Genomic DNA, 18,644 nt, shown 5'->3' with positions numbered 1-18,644 from the left:
TTGGGGGCGTTTCCTGCGCCTGCATCGCAACCATCAGGCCTCACCTGCGGCTTTAGAAAATACGTCAGGCCCCCTCCACGAGCTTTCTCCCCGATCCGATGTGGCAGCGGCGGCAATTACTTGTATGATGTCCGCTGTTTGCAAGACCAACGCCGGGAGCGGCACAGGACGTGGACAGCGCGAGACCAGAATCATGCCGAGAATAGAATTTCGCCGCGGCAGCCTGTCGGAGCAGATCGTCACGATCATGCGCCAGCGTATTCAGGCTGGCGACTACCCACGTGGCGAAAAACTCCCGACCGAACAGGACCTGATCGAGGAGTTCGGCGTCAGCCGCACTGTAGTGCGCGAGGCTATCGCCAACTTGAAGGCAGGTGGGCTCGTCTCGACGCGGCAGGGCGTGGGGGTGTTCGTACAGCGCCAGGTGCCTCTGCGATCCTTCGTCATCGACGATCCCGACCTGAAGCTGGTCAATGAGGCGATCGCTGTTCTTGAGCTCCGGGTCGCTCTTGAAGTGGAGGCAGCCGGGCTCGCGGCAAGCCGGCGTGATGAAAAGCACCTCAGGGAAATGCGCAAGGCCATGAAGGCGATGGTGCAGGCCACAGAGGCTGGCGAGGACGCGATCCAAGCGGACCTCGCCTTCCATCGCAGCATCGCGGAGGCGTCAGGGAATGTCCATTTCCTGCAGCTTTTCAACTATCTCGGCGAGTTGATGATCCCGCGCACGAAATTTGAAACCTTCAAAATCACTGGCGCCAACCGGGCGGACTATCTCAAGCACCTCAACGAGGAGCATGCAGCCATCCTCGCCGCCATCGAAGAGAAGGAGCCCGAGGGTGCCCGCGCGGCCATGCGTATCCACCTCATCGGCAGCAAGGATCGCTTGGCAGCAGGCGCGGCCGTCGCTGCCAAGGCTCAGCTAGCTTGAACGACGTTCTGCCATGGGCTGCCCAGGGGGGACATGATTCGGACCTGTCGGCTGCGGCGAGACAGGTGCCGCCGCTGAGGTTTTTGCAGCGGTATCAACCGACACGACGACCGACATGCCGGGCGCCAGGCGTTTTGCCAACGGCTGGCCTGGATCGATCGCAATGCGCACGGGCAAGCGCTGCGTCACCTTGGTGAAGTTGCCGGTGGCATTGTCGGCCTTGAGCACGGCGAATTCGGAACCCGCCGCGGGTGAGAACTGCTCGATGCGACCGGTGAGCGTCTCTCCGCGCAAGGCATCCACGGTGAAGGAAACGGGCTGGCCGATCTTCATGCCGGAAAGCTGCGTTTCCTTGAAATTGGCGACGACCCAGACCTGTTCGGGGACGAGGGCGGCAAGCTGCGTGCCCACAGAAACATACTGGCCAAGCCGGGCCCCGACTTCGCCAAGCTGGCCGTCGGCCGGGGCGACGATATGGGTGTTGTCCAGATCGATCTTGGCGAGTTCGACGGCCGCTGCGGCATTCTCGATCTCCGCCTTCAGCGAGTCCCGGTTGACGATGATCGACTGAAGATCCTGGCGCGCCACATCCACGGCGGACTCCGCCTGATGCAGCGCTGCCTGCGCCTGGGCGAGCGTGCCATGGGCCTGATCCGCCGCGCTTTGCGTCGTTGCGCCGCGCGGCAGCAACGCTTCCACACGCTCCGCATTCGATTGCGCGACCTCAAGGGCTGCACGGGCGCTTGCCACCTGCGCCTCGCTCGACCGGATCCGGGCCTCGGCGGCCCGCTGGCTCTGCTCTGAGTTTTGCAGCGCAGCGCGTTTCATCGCGAGCGTCGCTTCCGCCTGCTTCAGCTTTTGCCGATAGATGCGGTCGTCGATCTGCACGATGACATCACCGGCATGAACATGCTGGTAGTCCTGCGCATTGACGGCAACGACATAGCCGGTGACCTGAGGGCTCAGGGTTGTGACCTTGCCACGCACATAGGCGTTCTCCGTGGTCTCGACTGAGCTGTGGAACGGCGGCAGTTGCCAGGACCGGAGGATCAGCAAGGAACCAACGATGCCCACGGCGATGGCAGCACCGGCCCGAATGACTTGTGACGTAGACATGATCTTCTAAGTTTCTCGATCGATAGGTCAGACGTGAGCGGCGCGGCGGGCCGCAAGCCAGCCGCGGGCAGAGGAGAGCCCCATTTGAGCGACGACCACGACGAAGGCGGCCGCCGCGAGGGCGGAGATCAGAAGAAACGCATCGTTATAGGCCAGCACGGTCGCCTGAAGCGTGACCTGCTGAGACAGGGTTGCCAATCCCTCCGCATTGAGGAGCTGGCCATCCGTCAGCACCTTGCCGAAAGCGCCAGCGAGTTGACGTACGCGCTCTGCCACCTGCGGGTCCGTCATCACGATGCGCTCGACGAGGTGGGCCGAGTGAAACTTCTCGCGGATGATGATGAATGACCCGAAAGCTGCCGAGCCGATCAATCCGCCAAGGCTCTGCGTGAACAGGAACACGACGAGGAAGCTGGTGATGAACATCGGCCCCTGCTTCATGGTCTTCATCAGCCCGGCGAGCATCGCCGGCGGCAGAAACAATGCGCCCCCGAACGCGATCAATGCCTGGCTGACATACATGTTTTCAGGTCGCGTCAGGCTGGTTGCATGCCCGTCCATATAGGCGCCGACAGCGATGCAGAAGAGCGCGACAGCATGCATGGGGTGGACGCGCTCGATCTTGAGCATCGCACCGCACACCAGGCCGCCCGCGACGGAAGCCAAGAGGATTACGAGATAAAGATGCCGGCTCTGCTCATTGAAGAGGCCGAGCCCTTGGAAAAGCGCCAGCGCTCCCGAGGTCTGCTCGGTGAGGACCATCCGGAAGACCAGCAATGTCAATGTGAGATGCAGGATCTCGGGGCTCGTCAGCCAGCGGATATTGATGAGCGGCGTATCACGGTTGATCTCGATGGCCGCGGCGCAGGCGATCGCCATCACGGCAACCGCGAGCGCGACACCGATCCAAGGCGCTTCGAACCACCAGTAATAGCGGCCGACAGACAGCACCACCGCGAGCAGCCCGAAGCCCAGGGCAATCAGCGGGTAGGTGATGAAATCCTTCCAGTGCAGAACCTTGGCATGCGGAATAGGGGTGAGCGGCAAGAGATAGACGACTGGCAACGCAATGAGCGCAAGCCCGATCTCCATGAGGTAGAGATGCCGCCACTGCCCAAGATCGAGGAGATAGGGCGAGATGAGCCGCGCGATCGTCGGCGTTGCACCCGACAGCATCAGTGCCAGACTGAGCCCCCAGCTTAGCTTTTTCGCCGGTGGAAAGGCTTCCAGCATGTAGAGAAAGCCGAGCGTCGATATGGGCGCAGCCGCAGCGCCCGCCAGGAAACGCACCGGCAGGGCCGACCACAGGTCGTAGACGAAGAGATGCAGCAGCGACGTCAGTACAAATACGACGATGCTGATCTCGGTAAAGCGCCGCAGACCGAACTGAGTCCTGATCTTCGTCAACAGGATGGTGAGGCTGACGTTCGGCGCCATATAGGCAGCAATCAGCCAGTTTGTTTCCGTCAGTGTGGCGCCAAGAGATCCCTGAATCTGTGGCGTATTGGCCGCGACCAAGTTCATGCCGAGCCCCTGTGTCAGCCACAGCAAGGTGGAGGCGGCAACGAAGATGGCCGCACGGCTCAGGGTTGGTGGCGGGGGGGCAGGCGGCGCGGCCGCAGGCTGCGGTTGCTGGCTCTCGCCCTGCGCAGCATCGCCGTCCGGGGGTGATGTCACCCGGGCGGCTTGACCTTGATTTGGGGCAGCCCCTCCGACGGGTGCAGCTTGCTCAGCCGAGGCTGACATGGGACGTTTCCTCTCGCTGCGCGGCAGCGGCCCGCTCAGCATTGGCAACAAAGCGACGCAAGGTGCTCAAGGCCACCTCGAGCGACGCGGCATCGATGTCTTGCAGCAGGTCGAAACGCAGCCGCTCGGTCAGTTCCTCAAGTTCGCGAACCTGCGCCTGCGCGGACACGGTCAGTTCGATCTGCTTGGCGCGCCGATCGCCGACGACGGCGCAGCGCGTGATCAGGCCCTGACGCTCGAGACCGTCCAGCAAGCGCACCACCGATGGATGCTCGATCTCGAGCGCATCGGCGAGTTCGGTCTGATTCCAGGAGCGGTCCTGCGCGAGGAACAAGAGGGCGCGGGCGCGCGGCAACGTCAGTCCTCGTTCACGCACATAACGGTCGAAAAGCTTGCGCATTTTCCGGCCGGCCGTTGCGAGCTCGAAAGTGAACGCCGCGCCGAGTTCCGATTTCATAGGAGGACAACCAATTTATAGATAGCTATTATATGCATAGCTATATAATCGGCCACTCTCCCCCTGACAAGGGGCATTTTCGCTAGGGATGGATCGCCGAGACGCCTACGGCATCACGTCAAATGCCGCGTGATAATTTACTGCCCCCCTCGGGACCAATGCGCTGAAAGGCAGCGCCTGAAAGTATGCCGCCGGCACGCCGGGCAGGCTCAATTCAGCGCATGCGCGAAAGCCAAAACGGCCGTAGTAGAGAGGATCGCCGAGGACGACGCAGCCGTGGCTTCCGGCGGCGCGCAAAGCCGCAAGACCCTCCATGACGAGCTGCGAACCTATGCCCTGACGCTGCTGGCGAGGGAGGACCGCGAGAGGCCCGAGGCCATGCCATCCGACTTCCGCCCCGGCGACCATAACCGGCGAGAAGGCGATGTGACCGCAGACGACGCCCTCCGCCTCGGCGACAAGCGAGAGGGTCAACGCGCCGGCCTCGCGCAAGGCGTCGATGATCAATGCCTCCGTCCCGCTGCTATGGGGTGCACTGCGGAACGCTTCCTCGACCAGCGCGTGAATGGTCCGCTGATCTCCCCCTCTTTCGCGTCTGATGTTCATCGCTGTCCCCGCGCGGCGCGCTTCCGCTTTATGTGTATCTTCAACATTGCCTGCGACTGCCGCCGACCTCCGTCACCGGCGGAGGCTTATTGTTCACTTATAGTGATCGACTCATCAATACCGCTGACAATACTCGCTGACGACTGATGCAAATCTGCCAGTCGCCGATCAAAAGAACCAACGATCCCTGTTTCGGCTTGAAGCCGGCCAAGTCCTGTGGCACCAAGATGCTGCTATGAGAAACGTCGCTCACATCATTAGCTCCGTGCGAATGCCACGTTGACCGACAGCCCTTCGGGGCCTTGTCGTCGCGTCTGCGCTTTGCCGAAGACCTGATCCGGCAGCACCCGCCCGGTGCCACACTGCCGTCTGCTACTCTGTGAGATCCTGCAATGTCGACCGTTCAAGAGGGTGCGCGCGCTCTGCGCCGCGCACGGCGCTTTCTTCAGCGCAAGCCCATCGATCTTCGTGCCGATACGATCGTGTCGGTCTTTCGCTTCACGGGCACTCATTGGGCAGCCCAGTGGCAGCGCGTGAGCTTCATCGTCCTATTTGGCGTCCTGGCGACGGCGGCCGAGGTGCTCACGCCCTATTTCGCGGGCAAGCTCGTCGATGCAATCGCGCGCGGGTCCTTCAACGACCCGGCGACTGTCGATGCCGCCTGGACCGCCTTCGCCATCCTCCTGGCACTCGGCCTTGCTGCCATCATCCTGCGCCAGTTCGTCATGAACAGCATCGTCAAGCTGACGCTGCGCATCATGAGCGACATGGCCGCGGAGACTTTCGCGCGGGTGCAGCGGCTCTCCACGGATTGGCACGCCAACAGCTTCGCGGGTTCCACCGTGCGCAAGATCAGCCGCGGCATGTGGGCGCTCGATCTGTTGAACGACACGCTCCTTGTCGCCCTGCTGTCGTCCCTGATCACCCTCGTCGGCGCGACGCTCCTTCTCGGCTTCACCTGGCCGGTCATGGGTCTTGTCGTCGGGCTTGGCTCGCTCCTCTTCATCGTCGTGACCTGCGCAATGGCCGTGGGCTACGTCGCGCCCGCCGCCGCGCTGTCGAACGCCTGGGATACAAAGCTGGGCGGCGCGCTGGCGGACGCCGTGAGCTGCAACGCGGTCGTGAAGGCCTTCGGTGCTGAACTGCGGGAAGATGGCAAGCTCGCGCGCGTGATCACGAAATGGCGCGGGCGTACCCGGCGCACATGGAACCGTGCCGTGATGAATGTGGGACTGCAGGGCCTGATGATGGTCACCATGCAGGCCGCCATTCTGGCCTCGGCGCTCATCCTCTGGCAGCGGGGTGCTGCAAGCCCCGGCGACATCACCTTCGTGCTCACGCTGTTCTTCGTGTTGCAAGGCCATCTGCGCGACGTCGGCATGCATATCCGCCATCTCCAACGCTCAGTGAACGACATGGAGGAAATGGTTAAGCTGCATGAGGAGCCGATCGGCGTGGCGGATCGCCCCGGTGCCCTGCCTGCCGAGATCACGCGCGGCGAGATTGTCTTCGACCATGTCTCATTCCGATACGGCACGCATCCGACCCCGCTTTTTCGGAATTTCTCGATCCGCGTGAAGGCTGGGGAGAAGGTTGGCCTTGTCGGCCATTCCGGCTCGGGCAAGACCACCTTTGTCAAGCTTGTGCAGCGCCTTTACGACGTAACGGGCGGCGCCGTGCTGATCGACGGCCAGAACATCGCCGATCTGCAGCAGGCCAGCCTGCGTAGCCGCATCGCCATCGTGCAGCAGGAGCCTATCCTGTTTCATCGATCGCTTGCGGAAAACATCGCCTATGCTCGGCCGAACGCCACCCGCGAGGAGATCATCGCGGCAGCTGAGCAGGCGAGCGCCCATGCCTTCATCACGAAGCTCCCAAAGGGCTATGAAACGCTGGTGGGTGAGCGTGGCGTCAAGCTGTCAGGCGGCGAGCGCCAGCGTGTGGCGCTTGCGCGGGCCTTCCTCGCCGATGCGCCTATCCTTATCCTGGACGAGGCAACCTCGAGCCTGGATTCGGAGAGCGAGGCGCTTATCCAGCGGGCCATGGAGAAGCTGATGGTCGGGCGCACGACACTCGTCATCGCGCATCGGCTGTCCACCGTGCAGTCGCTCGACCGGCTTCTCGTGTTCGACGCCGGCCGGGTTGTGGAGGAAGGCAGCCATGCCACGCTCGTCCGCCAGCCGGAGGGCATCTATCGCCGTCTCTTCGAGAGACAGGCGCTGGAATTGACGAAAGGATTTGAAATCTAAGCAAATGCCCGATGTGGAGTATTCTTCGCATCGGGCATTTCATATTCGGGAATGGATCGGACAGCCCGTCACACCACGGCGCGAGCTGCGATCGAAGGCTGGGACATGAGGCCCGCGAGCAACGTCAGAGCGTCTTCGAGAGCACCCCGATCCGGGGCAACGCCCAGCGAGATCCGGACGGCCTCGAGGGGATGAGCGACAACGGCGAAGGCCGCGCTCGGCACGATGGAAACCCCCGCGCGATCTGCATGGTCCGCAAAATCAGCCGCGCACCAATGGGCGGGTAGCCGCAGCCACAGATGGTGCCCATGGGGATCCGCATCGAAGCTCACGCCCTCCAGAATGGAGGCTGCCAACTTCTGCCGCGCCACATTCTCGGCGCGGATAGACGTGGCGATTCGGTTGAGCGTGCCATCGACGATCCACCGTGTTGCCAGGGCCGACATCAGCGGTGGCGCCATCAGAAGGGTGGCACGCAGCGCGCCGGCGAGACGCATGGCTTGCGAGGCGCCCGGGGCCACCACATAGGCCACGCGCAAGGCGGGTGTCGCGCATTTTGAAAGCGTGGCGATATGCCAGGTTATGTCACCTGCCAGTTCGGCCAGCGCAAGCCGCCGCTCAGGCCTTAGCAGCGCGTAGGGATCGTCCTCGATAATCGTGACGCCATGTTGCCGCGCCAGGGCCGCGAGGGCACGCCGCCGCGCCTCGGACAATGTCGCAGTCGTCGGGTTATCGATCGAGGGAATGAGGTAAAGCGCCTTTGGCGCTCGTTCGCGGCAGGCCTGCGCGAAGGCGTCGGGAATGATGCCTTCCTCATCCATGGCCAGCGGTTCCAGGAAGAGCCCCTTCTGCGCTGCGACAGCCTTCAGGCCCGGATAGGTCATCGCTCCGGCCGCAACGACGTCGCCACGGGCGAACAAGAGTTCGCATATCGCAAAGAGCGCGCTCTGCGCGCCGCCCGCGACCACGATTCGATCGCTGGTCACGCCCTCCAGCCGCTGCGCGAGCCATTTTGCGGCTGCCTGTCGATCAGGCGCCGCGCCGGTGCTCGCCTGATAATGCAAGCTCAACATGCCGCGCGAGCTACCGAGGATTGCCGCGATTCCGTGGGGGAACGCCCGCTTGAAATCCGCCTCGGGCGGTTGGGGCGGAATATTCATGCTGAGATCGATCAGCGGCGGCGCCTGCTCTTCCGCACCAGCCCCATGGCGCCCCTCACTGATGAAGGTTCCGCGTCCGGCCTGGGCTTCAACGAGGCCGCGTCGGCGGGCCTCGTTGAAAGCGCGCGTCACCGTCGTGAGGTCCACCTTGAGCGCTTCCGCGATGGCGCGCTGCGGCGGAAGCCTCTCTCCCCGCGCCACCCTGCCTGATTGAATATCTGCCTGCAGTGCCTCGACAATCCCGAGGTACTTCATGCGGGCGCTTTCAATCAGTCGCGGCTGCCACATCTCGTTCCTCAACTGTACGGCTTATCAACATACACGGGCGTAGCATGTATGGCATGGTCACGGGAAGCCAGACAGGCGAAGATCAATCGTTGGCGACGGCTCGCCATCGACCGCCCGAGTTTGCCTCAAGGCGGTCGGCCCGGCGTTTCTTTAAGAAACGGCCGTGAACCGCAGTCAGCTTACCGGCTGAGCCTTGGGGAACGTCCATTTTCCGTTGAGTATTTCCGGGCGCGGCCTATACATCCGGACAGTATAATTCCAGCCCTTCATGATCGGCAGGCAGTTCGGGATCTTGCCATCGCAACCGCCAAACTGGATGGTTACAGAGCCATCTGCGTTTTTCTTTGCGGTGATGTCGTTGACAGAGTAGGCATTGTAGGAATTCTTCTCAAAGAATCCCTTTTCATTGTAGAGGCTAACCGACCAAAAGGCATCAACCGGCACGTTCTTCGGCACGTTGAGCCTGTAGACCGTCTTGCCGTCGTCCTTTTGGGGGCTGAAACTGTCATAGCTCGCGTCCTGTCGGGATTGCCGCCCCAGCCGGCTGCTGTGCCGATCAGATGATGGACAGGGTCGACCTTTCCACGCGCGCCGAATGAACCGGCAAACGAGGTCGTGTGCTTTGCCAGGCTGAGCAGCGCGTCACGGATCTCGGTCAAGCTCTTCTGATCCCAGTTGGGAAGCTCCAGTTTGCCGGTATCCTTCTGCGAAACCTTTATCGCATCCTGCAACCTGTGAACTTCGGCAAGATCCTTTGGGTCATTGGGGTCCACGAGAGTGCGGATCGCCACGAACGCGTATCGCGTGCCGATGTCCTTCCGTGTCAGCGTGTGTGGCTTGGAATCGTAGATCACCTTTGGCACATAATGATCCTGGTCGACGATCATCATGGACATGAAGCGCTTGCCAGCGTCCGGCATCGCGATCGTTACCGGCCCCGCCGCCAGATCGAACACCGCGAAGGAGTACACCGTGTCCCGGTTCAGGCGGATGACCGTTTGATTGTCGATCGAAGCGGGCTCGCGGACATGATGGAACTTGCCGATGCCGCCTGCTTCCTTGGCATTGTCGGTGAGATAACGATCCGTTTCGGCTCGGACGAAGCTATCCACGGTGACAAGGGATCGGGACGGCTTGGGCTTGGGCTTGGGCTTGGGCGAAGAGGGTGCCGTTGAGCACAACAAATGCGATCCCAAAAGCAATTGATGCAGACTTGCACATGATTCATCCTCGTCGAACGCGGTCCCTCACCAGGAATGGATACTGAAGTAATCCATCCTGCCCCACGACGGCGTACCGATGGGAGAGGCTTTGCACCAATTGCCTCGCGATGCCGCGATCGGCCGCGCGCCAATTGGCGGCCGATCTCGCGCCATTTCCAACTCGCCTCGGCTTCGCACGGCGAACTTGCGATCCAGATTTTCCGGGAAAAGGTGGTGCGGGTGGTCGGAATCGAACCGACACTCCTTTCGGAACCGGATTTTGAGTCCGGCGCGTCTACCAGTTCCACCACACCCGCACGCAGCGACGAAGCCGTCGCCATGGGCAGCTATTTGCCATAGCAAGCCCGATAAAGTCCAGCCTCGAAAGCTGATTGTTTTTTGCACAGCTGTCTCGGTGAATACCATGCGCCCCCTGCGCCCGCGACCCACACGCACAAGAGGACCGGGTGGCAAGGGGGCCAGATCGACGCACAAGTTCCCGGAAACGCGCCTTACGGCAGGAGAATCAGTCCCAGCTCAATGCGCCGCCGTTCTGGTATTCGATGACCCGCGTTTCAAAGAAGTTCTTCTCTTTCTTCAGGTCCATCGCCTCCGACATCCAGGGGAAGGGATTGTCCGTCTCGGCGAAAACAGGCGACAGTCCGAGCTGCGCGCAGCGCCGGTTGGCGATGAAATGCATGTAGTGCTCGCAAAGCGCGGCATTCAGGCCGAGGAAGCCGCGCGGCATGGTGTCCCTGCCATAAGCCGCCTCGAGCTCCGCCGCCTCGCGCAGCATACCCCTCACCTCCTCCTGGAAGGAGGATGTCCAGAGATGCGGGTTCTCATGCTTGATCTGGTTGATGACGTCGATGCCGAAATTGAGGTGAATACTCTCATCACGGAGGATGTACTGGTACTGTTCAGCAATGCCGACCATCTTGTTGCGGCGACCCAGCGACAGGATCTGCGCGAAGCCCGTGTAGAACCACATGCCTTCGAACACGACGTAGAAGGCCACGAGATCGCGCAGGAAGGCCTGGTCCGCCGCCGGCGTGCCGGTCTTGAAATCGGGATCGTCGAGATGCTGGGTGTGCTTCAGCGCCCAGGCCGCCTTGTCGGTGATCGACGGCACTTCACGGTACATGTTGAACAGCTCGCCCTCGTCGAGGCCGAGGCTTTCCACGATATATTGGAAGGTGTGTGTGTGGACGGCCTCCTCGAAGGCCTGGCGCAGCAGATACTGCCGGCATTCGGGATTGGTGAGGTGCCGATAGATAGCCAGCACGATATTATTGGCCACGAGGCTCTCGGACGCCGCGAAGAAACCGAGATTGCGCTTGATGGCGCGCCGTTCGTCGTCAGTCAGGCCATCGCGTGACTTCCATAGGGCGATATCGGCCTGCATGGAAACTTCGGTCGGCATCCAGTGGTTGTTGCAACCGGCGAGATACTTCTCCCAGGCCCATTTATACTTGAGAGGCAGCAACTGGTTCACGTCGGCGCGGCAATTGATCATCGCCTTGTCGTCGACGGTGACGCGCTGGCCGCCGCGATCGATGGCACCGAGGCCGGTGGCATCCCCGGCGGGATGCTGGCCGGACGGCAAGGGCTGGAATGGGAGCGCGGCTGTGGCCTTCGGCTCTGACCAATCGAGCATTCTTTTGTTCTCCAAGATGAATTTGAGCAGTGCCCCAATGGCGAGGACCTTCACCCCGCCCCTGCACTGCGGGCAACCCCTTCCCTCTAGGCTCAATCGACATTCAGTATTCTCAGCTGTCATGGCCGGGCTTGTCCAGGCCATCCCGATGTATTGAGGCGCCTTTCCGGTCGGGATCACAGGAACTCGGCTGTTGCCGAGTTCCCTATCAGGAGCCGAAATCGGGTAAACCCGATTTCGGGGACAAGCCCGGTGATGACGATGGGAATGCTTAGGCAGTTCTTGAACGTCGATTGTCCCAGGGGTGAGGAATCCGATTCCGGGCAGGCGCCGGCCTTACTGGCAGGCTTCGCAATCAGGATCGTCGATCGAGCAGGCCTTGCCCCACGCCGTTCCCAGTTCCGCTTCAGCTTCACTCACGCGAGCCCCGCCAACGCCGCGTGTCGCGGCGACAAGGATCGGCGAGGCTGCTAGCGCAGCAGCCGGCACCACTGCGGAAACTGCGTTGAGCTTGCCGTCCGTGCCCTTCAGCGTCGACTTCTCGACATGGGTCGCGGAGCGCGAGCGCAGGTAGTAGGTGGTCTTCAGGCCGCGCTGCCACGCCAGACGATAGAGCGTGTCGAGCTTCCTGCCGGACGGGTTGGCGATATAGAGGTTGAGCGATTGTGACTGGTCGATCCATTTCTGCCGGCGGGCGGCCGCCTCGATCAGCCACGCCGAATCGATCTCGAAGGCCGTCGCATAGAGCGCCTTGAGATCGTCGGGCACCCGGTCGATCTGGCCGACGCTGCCGTCGAAATATTTGAGATCCGACACCATCACCTCGTCCCACAGGCCGCGCGCCTTGAGGTCGCGCACCAGCGCGGCGTTTACCACGGTGAAGTCCCCCGACATGTTCGATTTCACGAAGAGGTTCTGGTAGGCGGGCTCGATCGATTGGCTGACCCCGCAGATATTGGAGATCGTCGCCGTGGGCGCGATCGCCATGCAGTTGGAATTGCGCAGGCCGGTCGTCACCACGCGCTGGCGCAGCCCCTCCCAATCGAGCCTTGACGAGAGCTCGAGAACGCCTTCGCCGACTGCATCGTCAGGCGCAATGCCGCGTGCCTCCGCCAGCAGGCGGACGGAATCGATCGGCAGAATCCCGCGCGACCACAGCGACCCCTCGAAGGACGAATAGCGGCCGCGCTCGGCTGCCAGATCGACCGAGGACGCGATGGCATGGAAGGAGATCGCCTCCATGCTCTCGTCCGCGAAGGCAACCGCCGCGTCCGAGCCATAGGGAACGCGCAGGGTCTGCAGGGCATCCTGAAAGCCCATCAGCCCGAGGCCGACCGGCCGGTGGCGCAGGTTCGAGCGGCGTGCCTCCGGGATCGTGTAGAAATTGATGTCGATGACATTGTCGAGCATGCGCATCGCGGTTCTGACCGTGCGCGCCAGCTTCTCCATATCGAGGCCGTCGGCCGTGACATGCGCCGCCAGATTGACGGAGCCGAGATTGCAGACGGCGACCTCGTCATGGGAGGTGTTCAGCGTGATCTCGGTGCAGAGGTTCGAGGAATGCACCACGCCGACATGCCCCTGGGGCGAGCGGATGTTGCAGGGATCCTTGAAGGTGAGCCAGGGATGGCCGGTCTCGAACAGCATGGTCAGCATGCGCCGCCAGAGGTCAAGCGCCCGGACCTGCTTGGACACCTTCATCTCCCCGCGCGCGGCCTTCGCCTCATAGGCCTCGTAAGCCTCGCGGAAGGCTGGCCCGTAGAGATCGTGCAGGTCCGGCACCTCGTCCGGCGAGAACAGCGTCCACGGGCCGTCCGCCTCGACGCGCTGCATGAAGAGGTCCGGCACCCAGTTGGCGGTGTTCATGTCGTGGGTGCGGCGGCGGTCGTCGCCGGTGTTCTTCCTGAGATCGAGGAATTCCTCGATATCCACGTGCCAGGTCTCGAGATAGGCGCAGACCGCGCCCTTCCTCTTGCCGCCCTGGTTCACGGCTATCGCCGTGTCGTTGGCCACCTTCAGGAAGGGCACGACGCCCTGGCTCTCACCGTTGGTGCCCTTGATATGGGCACCGAGGCCGCGCACCGGCGTCCAGTCATTGCCGAGACCACCGGAATATTTGGCGAGCAGGGCATTGTCCTTGATGGCCTTGAAGATGCCGTCGAGGTCGTCCGACACCGTCGTCAGGAAGCAGGAGGCGAGCTGCGAGCGGCGCGTGCCGGCATTGAACAGCGTCGGCGTCGAGCACATGAAATGGAAGGATGAGAGGAGATCATAGAATTCGATCGCCTTCTCCTCCCGGTCCACCTCGCGCAGGGCAACCCCCATGGCGACGCGCATGAAGAAGGCCTGCGCCAGCTCGAACCGGGTGCCGCGCACATGCAGGAAATAGCGGTCGTAGAGCGTCTGGAAGCCGAGATAGTCGAAATTGAGGTCGCGCTCGGGCTTCAGCGCGGCGGCAAGACGCGTCAAGTCGAACCGCGCGAGTTCCGGATCGAGCAGTTCGTTGTCGATGCCCGTCTTCACATAGGCATGGAAATAGCTCGGGTAGCGCTCGGCCATCTCGGCCTGGGCCGCCTCCTCCGTCCGGCCGAAGACGAAGCTCAGGGCCTCGCGCCGCAGCTTGTCGTTCAGGAGCCGCGCCGAGACCTTGGCATAGTCCGGCTCGGTTTCAACGAGGGTGCGGGCCGCGAGGATCGGCGCGAGCGCCAGCTCGTCCCGGCTGATGCCATCGTAAAGGTTGCGGCGCGCCTCCGCGAGGATTGCCTCCGGCGCCACGCCTTCGAGGCCGGCGCAGGCTTCCGCGATGATGGCGGCAAGGCAGGCCTCGTCGAGCGGCACGAGCTCGCCGTCGGCGCCCTTCATGCGAAGGCGCGGCTCGGGCGTCACCGCCTTCGCCTCACCGGCGGCGCGAGCCCGCTCGCGCGCCCGCTCCTCGCGATAGAGCACATAGGCGCGCGCCACCTTGTGGTGCTCGCTACGCATCAGCGCGAGCTCGACCTGGTCCTGCACATCCTCGATGTGAAAGGTGCGCCCAGCATCGGCGCGGCGCATCAGCGCAGTGACGATCTGGTCGGTGAGATCCGCCACGATGTCATGCACCCGGCGCGAGGCGGCGGCGCCCGATCCCTCGACGGCGAGGAAGGCCTTGGTCAAGGCGATGGCGATCTTGGACGGGTCGAATGGCGTCACGGCACCGTTGCGGCGGATGAGCTTGTAGCCCGGCTCCGCGGCAGCGCGGGGCATCTCCATCGCCATCCTGGACGTGTGGGACGGTTGGGCTGCGGTTTCGGTCGTCAGGGACATCGGCAACAAACCCCAATGATGTGGGGGCAAAGGCCGAGCGGACGCGCGAGCGAAAACGTTCGGCTGTCACGCCGACGCTGGCCCTGGCGATCCACCGGGGCACCCCGCCCGAGGACAATCTCAATCGTCGCGGCAGGTCTCCTGGCTGTGGGTCTCCGGCCACGCCCTGCCTTCCCGACGCCTTGCGGCGTCAGTGACGTCAGTTGGACGCAGACTCGCCACTTACAGTTGCGGGGGCAGCTCCGGCCTCACGACGCACGAACGCCGTGTCCGAATTCCCTCTCTCGCGCTCGAATCGAGCGACCGTGACCACTAGATATAGGGGGTATCCGACGCATTATGTCAATATATGCGATATGGCTGCCGACCGGGATCACGCTCAGGGTTAACGCTTCCTCGCTGTCCTGAGCCCAGCCAGCGCCAAGACAGCCAAGCCGAGCGAGGCGAAAGCACTCCATCCTGCTAGCGACACCCCGAGAAAACGCCAGGCCGCCTCGTCACAGCGCACGACGCGGGTGGTCTGCAAGTTCTTGAGGAAATCATTCAGGCCAACATTGTTGCTGACCGGACCCGTGCAATCCGCGGGGCCCTGCCACAAATGCCATTCGGCGCCGCTGTGGTAGACCCCGAGGCCGGCATTATAGAGGAATGCGATGACGAGGATGCCGAAGCCGATCCAGCGCAGGCTTCCGAACAGCCGGTCACGCCGCTCATCGGGGAGGATCGCGAGCGCCGCCGCCACGGGCATCGCAAGATAGTAGGGCTGGCGCTGCTTCAGACAGAGCTCGCAGGGCATCAGGCCCAGCACATATTCAAAGTAATAGGCGCCGCCGATGAGGGCGACGCAAATGACGAGAATCGTTAATGCAATGAGGCGCGGACGCGAGAGAAGGGACATTGAACGCTCGTGAGGCGAGGCGCCTGCGATGCGCCCCTAGAATATATAGCGGACAGCCACGAAACCGCCGATGATGGTGGCAAACAGGATGATTGCGGCCAGACCGAGGTTGCGCTCCAGGATTTCCTTGGCGGGTGCCCCGAAACGGTTGACCAGCGCGGCGAGAATATAGAACCGCAGGCCTCGCGTGATGATTGACAGTATCGTGAACCAGAAAAGATCATAGCCCGCAAAGCCGGATGTGATGGTGACAAGCTTATAGGGGATCGGCGTGAGACCCTTGATCAGGATGATCCACTCGCCATAGGCGGCATAGGCCTGCCGGAAAGCTTCGACATTGTCGCCATACCCGTACGCCTGGATGATCCAGGCGCCGAGGGTGTCATAGAGCAGCGCACCGATGGCATAGCCGAACAGGCCGCCGACGACCGATGCGACCGTGCACACGCCGGCATAAAAGAAGGCCTTGTCCGGCCGGGCCAGCGCCATGGGGACGAGAAGCACATCCGGGGGAACCGGAAAGAACGAGCTTTCGGCGAAAGAGACGAGCGCCAGCGCCCAGGCAGCGCGAGGGCTTGCGGCAAGCGACAATGTCCAGTCGTAGAGGCGGCGCAGCATGCGGACCGCTTAAGCTGCGACGGCGATCTTGTCTATCGCCATCACGCGTTGCGGTTACCAAATCCGCAAGGCCGCGGCACTCACGCCACGGTTTTCCAGGCGCGCACGGACGCACGATTGTTCTTGAGCCCCGAAAGCGTTATTGCGTGGTGCGTGACCGTTCATTCTCGCCCCCCAACACACCGCCAGGAACTGCCGGCAGCAGCCGGTGAATCCGTTGCGGCGCGCTACGAAGCGCTCGTCGCTACGGGCACGGTGGAGCGTGACGAGGCACAGCTCGCGCTCATCGCACAACTCGATCGGCTCGTGGAGACACTCCGGCAGGCTGAGAAGGCCAAGACCGCGCCAAAGCGCCCCTTCGCGTGGCTGCTGGGCCGGCGTGAGCGCGACAACGGGCCGGCCGTTCGTGGGCTCTATGTTTGGGGCTCTGTCGGCCGCGGCAAGACCATGCTGATGGACCTCTTCTTCGAGGCAGCTCCGGTTGCGCTCAAACGGCGGGCGCATTTCCACGCCTTCATGAGCGATGTTCACGAGCGCATTTTCAGCTTCCGGCAGCGGGTGAAGCGCGGCGAGGAAAAGGACACGGATCCAATTCCCCATGTCGCGACCGAGCTCGCGCGGGAAGCCGAGCTGCTGTGCTTCGACGAATTCGCGGTGACGGACATCGCCGACGCGATGATCCTCGGGCGTCTTTTCACGAATCTCTTTTCGCGGGGCGTGGTGGTAGTCGCCACGTCCAACGTGGTGCCTGACCGGCTTTACGAGGATGGGCTCAACCGGGCGTTATTCCTGCCGTTCATCGCTCTCCTCAAGGAGCGGATGGACGTGGTCAAGCTGCAATCGCGCACGGATTTCCGGCTCGAAAAACTCGCGGGGAGCCCGGTCTTCATCGTACCGGACGACGACAGCGCCCGGCAGCGACTGGACAAGATGTTCCACGCACTCACGGGCGCTGCTGGCGCGCCCATGACGCTGACGGTGAAGGGACATCCCGTCGAGGTCCCTCGCGCGGCCGGCGGTGTCGCGCGCTTCTCCTTCGCCGATCTCTGCAGCAAGCCGCTCGGCGCCTCCGACTATCTCGCGCTCGCAGAGCGCTTCCATACTCTCATTGTCGAGAATATCCCGGCGCTCACTTTCGAGCGCCGCAATGAAGCCAAGCGGTTCATCACTCTTGTCGATACGCTCTACGACCGACATGTGAAGCTTCTCGCCTCCGCGGCGGTTGAGCCGCAGAATCTCTATCAAGCCGATCAGGGGCGCGAGGTGTTTGAATTCGATCGCACCGTCTCCCGCCTGATCGAAATGCAGTCGGAGGAGTATCTCTCGGCTCCCCATGGACGCGGCGACTCCACAGGCTCGGGTGACAGCACCGGCCTCGTAGAGACCTGATGCCCACATGCTCGCCCCGGCCGATGAACTTTCGCGGCCGAGACGTCCGCGGGCGGCTGGACCTCCTGGTTAGGCACCGCGCAGCATCTAGGCCCACCGGAGGCCCGCATGCCTAGGAATCCGTCGGCGAAACCTCAGTCGATCAAGCCTTCCGATACCGCTTCCGACAGAGTTGATGCACGACTGATTGCCATTGCCAACGAGCACGTGCGGAAGTTCGGCCCCGGCAAGATGACCGTGGTCGCGGTCGCGGAAGCAGCGGGCATGACCCATGCCAATGTCTATCGCTATTTCCCATCCAAGAATGCGCTGATCGATGCGGTCGTCGGCGAAGCGCTGAAACCGATCGAGACTGTGATCGCGGACGTGGCGAGTGCGCCGGACCCGGCCGACGACAAGCTGGAACGGCTGGTCCTCGACCTCGCGCGGCTCTATCGCACGCTGATGGAGCAAAACGCGCCGGTGTTCCGTCTCTTCGTCACGGCGACGCTGGAGAACCGGGCTGTCGCGCGCCGGCATCGCGGACGCATCCGCATGCTGGTTGAGCGCGTTGTGGACGAGGGCATCGCGACGGGCGCTTTCGAGCCGCGCGATCGAGAAGGTGCCCTCTCCTTCTTGACGGACGTACTTTATCGCTTCACCCATCCGAGCGCGGTTCTGGCCGATACCGGGGCACCGCGTGACGTGCTCGACAGGCGCCTCGCGGCCGTCGTGCGGGTGGCCCTGCGGGCCCTGTCAGTCGGCCTGATTTAAGGGCCGAGCAAGCCAAAAAGTTACAATTTTCAATTTCTGTTACCAGCCCGAAGTACAACGATCAGAGCGGCAGGAAACTCATCGCTGAATCGCGTAAGTATCTGCAAGTGAAACAATTTCATGCTTTGCCCTGCCCGCTTTCCCAGCGGCGGCATTACGCCCTCGCGCAGCCTGCCAATGTGGCTGTCACAACCTTGACTTGATGCAGTGCTGCCTTTGAGGCAAAGAACCTCGGTATTCCGAGGGCACGATCCCTCCCCTTCAAAGCCAAGGA

At 62.7% G+C, this 18,644-nt stretch carries 13 protein-coding genes, 1 tRNA gene, 1 pseudogene and 1 riboswitch; of the genes and pseudogenes, 4 read left to right on the top strand and 11 right to left on the bottom strand.

Going from position 1 to position 18,644, the window contains the following annotated elements; all coding sequences use genetic code 11:
• The first annotated feature begins 193 nt into the window (after nucleotides 1–193).
• The gene (locus KIO76_RS07685; protein WP_213322347.1) at nucleotides 194–928 is read left to right on the top strand and encodes a FadR/GntR family transcriptional regulator; all 735 of its coding nucleotides are present in this window, start codon (nucleotides 194–196) and stop codon (nucleotides 926–928) included.
• Here KIO76_RS07685 and KIO76_RS07680 read toward each other — a convergent pair.
• From KIO76_RS07680 to KIO76_RS07665, 4 genes are all read right to left on the bottom strand, one after another.
• Nucleotides 920–2,044 carry an HlyD family secretion protein gene (locus KIO76_RS07680; protein WP_213322345.1) on the bottom strand — a complete coding sequence of 375 codons (1,125 nt, stop codon included), beginning with the start codon at nucleotides 2,042–2,044 and terminating at the stop codon, nucleotides 920–922. The two genes, KIO76_RS07685 and KIO76_RS07680, sit on opposite strands and share 9 nt — an antisense overlap.
• A 27-nt stretch (nucleotides 2,045–2,071) precedes the next feature.
• Nucleotides 2,072–3,790 (bottom strand): MFS transporter, encoded by a 1,719-nt coding sequence (locus tag KIO76_RS07675; RefSeq protein ID WP_213322343.1) that lies wholly within the window; start codon nucleotides 3,788–3,790, stop codon nucleotides 2,072–2,074.
• Nucleotides 3,774–4,247, bottom strand: coding sequence for a MarR family winged helix-turn-helix transcriptional regulator (locus KIO76_RS07670; RefSeq protein WP_249729531.1), 474 nt, complete (start codon nucleotides 4,245–4,247; stop codon nucleotides 3,774–3,776). Before KIO76_RS07670 ends, KIO76_RS07675 begins: the two co-directional genes overlap by 17 nt.
• A 105-nt stretch (nucleotides 4,248–4,352) precedes the next feature.
• Complete coding sequence (locus KIO76_RS07665) at nucleotides 4,353–4,853, bottom strand: GNAT family N-acetyltransferase (RefSeq protein WP_213322341.1); 501 nt, start codon at nucleotides 4,851–4,853, stop codon at nucleotides 4,353–4,355.
• Nucleotides 4,854–5,245: 392 nt separating this feature from the next.
• Here KIO76_RS07665 and KIO76_RS07660 point away from each other — a divergent pair, with 392 nt between their 5' ends.
• A complete protein-coding gene (locus KIO76_RS07660) occupies nucleotides 5,246–7,102 on the top strand; it encodes an ABC transporter ATP-binding protein (RefSeq protein ID WP_213322339.1) in 1,857 nt (618 codons plus the stop codon).
• 68 nt (nucleotides 7,103–7,170) lie between these two features.
• Here KIO76_RS07660 and KIO76_RS07655 read toward each other — a convergent pair whose 3' ends face one another.
• The 7 genes and pseudogenes from KIO76_RS07655 to KIO76_RS07625 all read right to left on the bottom strand — a co-directional run bounded on the left by KIO76_RS07655 (nucleotide 7,171) and on the right by KIO76_RS07625 (nucleotide 16,228).
• Entirely contained in the window at nucleotides 7,171–8,550 is a 1,380-nt protein-coding gene (locus tag KIO76_RS07655; RefSeq protein ID WP_249729530.1) for an aminotransferase-like domain-containing protein, read from the bottom strand.
• A 174-nt stretch (nucleotides 8,551–8,724) separates the two neighbouring features.
• Nucleotides 8,725–9,662: pseudogene (locus tag KIO76_RS31725) on the bottom strand (DUF1214 domain-containing protein).
• Between the two features lie 322 nt (nucleotides 9,663–9,984).
• A tRNA-Leu gene (locus KIO76_RS07645) sits at nucleotides 9,985–10,069 on the bottom strand.
• 209 nt (nucleotides 10,070–10,278) lie between these two features.
• Nucleotides 10,279–11,409 carry a ribonucleotide-diphosphate reductase subunit beta gene (locus tag KIO76_RS07640; RefSeq protein ID WP_213322337.1) on the bottom strand — a complete coding sequence of 377 codons (1,131 nt, stop codon included), beginning with the start codon at nucleotides 11,407–11,409 and terminating at the stop codon, nucleotides 10,279–10,281.
• Between the two features lie 336 nt (nucleotides 11,410–11,745).
• The gene (locus KIO76_RS07635; RefSeq protein ID WP_213322335.1) at nucleotides 11,746–14,712 is read right to left on the bottom strand and encodes a ribonucleoside-diphosphate reductase subunit alpha; all 2,967 of its coding nucleotides are present in this window, start codon (nucleotides 14,710–14,712) and stop codon (nucleotides 11,746–11,748) included.
• A gap of 114 nt (nucleotides 14,713–14,826) precedes the next feature.
• Nucleotides 14,827–15,035: riboswitch (cobalamin riboswitch) on the bottom strand.
• Nucleotides 15,036–15,097: 62 nt separating this feature from the next.
• Nucleotides 15,098–15,610 carry a disulfide bond formation protein B gene (locus KIO76_RS07630; protein ID WP_213322333.1) on the bottom strand — a complete coding sequence of 171 codons (513 nt, stop codon included), beginning with the start codon at nucleotides 15,608–15,610 and terminating at the stop codon, nucleotides 15,098–15,100.
• Nucleotides 15,611–15,646: 36 nt separating this feature from the next.
• Nucleotides 15,647–16,228 (bottom strand): YqaA family protein, encoded by a 582-nt coding sequence (locus KIO76_RS07625; RefSeq protein ID WP_213322331.1) that lies wholly within the window; start codon nucleotides 16,226–16,228, stop codon nucleotides 15,647–15,649.
• Between the two features lie 153 nt (nucleotides 16,229–16,381).
• Between KIO76_RS07625 and zapE the strand changes: the two genes are divergently transcribed.
• Nucleotides 16,382–17,617: a cell division protein ZapE gene (gene zapE / locus KIO76_RS07620; RefSeq protein WP_502761841.1), complete on the top strand. Its 1,236-nt coding sequence runs from the start codon at nucleotides 16,382–16,384 to the stop codon at nucleotides 17,615–17,617.
• 108 nt (nucleotides 17,618–17,725) lie between these two features.
• Nucleotides 17,726–18,370, top strand: coding sequence for a TetR/AcrR family transcriptional regulator (locus KIO76_RS07615; RefSeq protein WP_213322329.1), 645 nt, complete (start codon nucleotides 17,726–17,728; stop codon nucleotides 18,368–18,370).
• The last annotated feature ends 274 nt before the right edge of the window (nucleotides 18,371–18,644 follow it).

Origin of the sequence: Chelatococcus sp. YT9 (genome assembly GCF_018398315.1) — a bacterium.
Lineage (GTDB): Bacteria > Pseudomonadota > Alphaproteobacteria > Rhizobiales > Beijerinckiaceae > Chelatococcus.
Note: the sequence above shows the minus strand (reverse complement) of the source record. Positions and strands in the feature narration are given on the sequence as shown.

What these genes read in the sequence shown, in the direction of transcription:
- KIO76_RS07640 (WP_213322337.1), bottom strand. Translation starts at nt 11,409, where the DNA reads ATGCTCGATTGGTCAGAGCCGAAGGCCACAGCCGCGCTCCCATTCCAG.
- KIO76_RS07635 (WP_213322335.1), bottom strand. Translation starts at nt 14,712, where the DNA reads ATGTCCCTGACGACCGAAACCGCAGCCCAACCGTCCCACACGTCCAGG.
- KIO76_RS07630 (WP_213322333.1), bottom strand. Translation starts at nt 15,610, where the DNA reads ATGTCCCTTCTCTCGCGTCCGCGCCTCATTGCATTAACGATTCTCGTC.
- KIO76_RS07665 (WP_213322341.1), bottom strand. Translation starts at nt 4,853, where the DNA reads ATGAACATCAGACGCGAAAGAGGGGGAGATCAGCGGACCATTCACGCG.
- KIO76_RS07670 (WP_249729531.1), bottom strand. Translation starts at nt 4,247, where the DNA reads ATGAAATCGGAACTCGGCGCGGCGTTCACTTTCGAGCTCGCAACGGCC.
- KIO76_RS07655 (WP_249729530.1), bottom strand. Translation starts at nt 8,550, where the DNA reads ATGTGGCAGCCGCGACTGATTGAAAGCGCCCGCATGAAGTACCTCGGG.
- KIO76_RS07680 (WP_213322345.1), bottom strand. Translation starts at nt 2,044, where the DNA reads ATGTCTACGTCACAAGTCATTCGGGCCGGTGCTGCCATCGCCGTGGGC.
- KIO76_RS07625 (WP_213322331.1), bottom strand. Translation starts at nt 16,228, where the DNA reads ATGCTGCGCCGCCTCTACGACTGGACATTGTCGCTTGCCGCAAGCCCT.
- KIO76_RS07660 (WP_213322339.1), top strand. Translation starts at nt 5,246, where the DNA reads ATGTCGACCGTTCAAGAGGGTGCGCGCGCTCTGCGCCGCGCACGGCGC.
- KIO76_RS07615 (WP_213322329.1), top strand. Translation starts at nt 17,726, where the DNA reads ATGCCTAGGAATCCGTCGGCGAAACCTCAGTCGATCAAGCCTTCCGAT.
- KIO76_RS07685 (WP_213322347.1), top strand. Translation starts at nt 194, where the DNA reads ATGCCGAGAATAGAATTTCGCCGCGGCAGCCTGTCGGAGCAGATCGTC.
- KIO76_RS07675 (WP_213322343.1), bottom strand. Translation starts at nt 3,790, where the DNA reads ATGTCAGCCTCGGCTGAGCAAGCTGCACCCGTCGGAGGGGCTGCCCCA.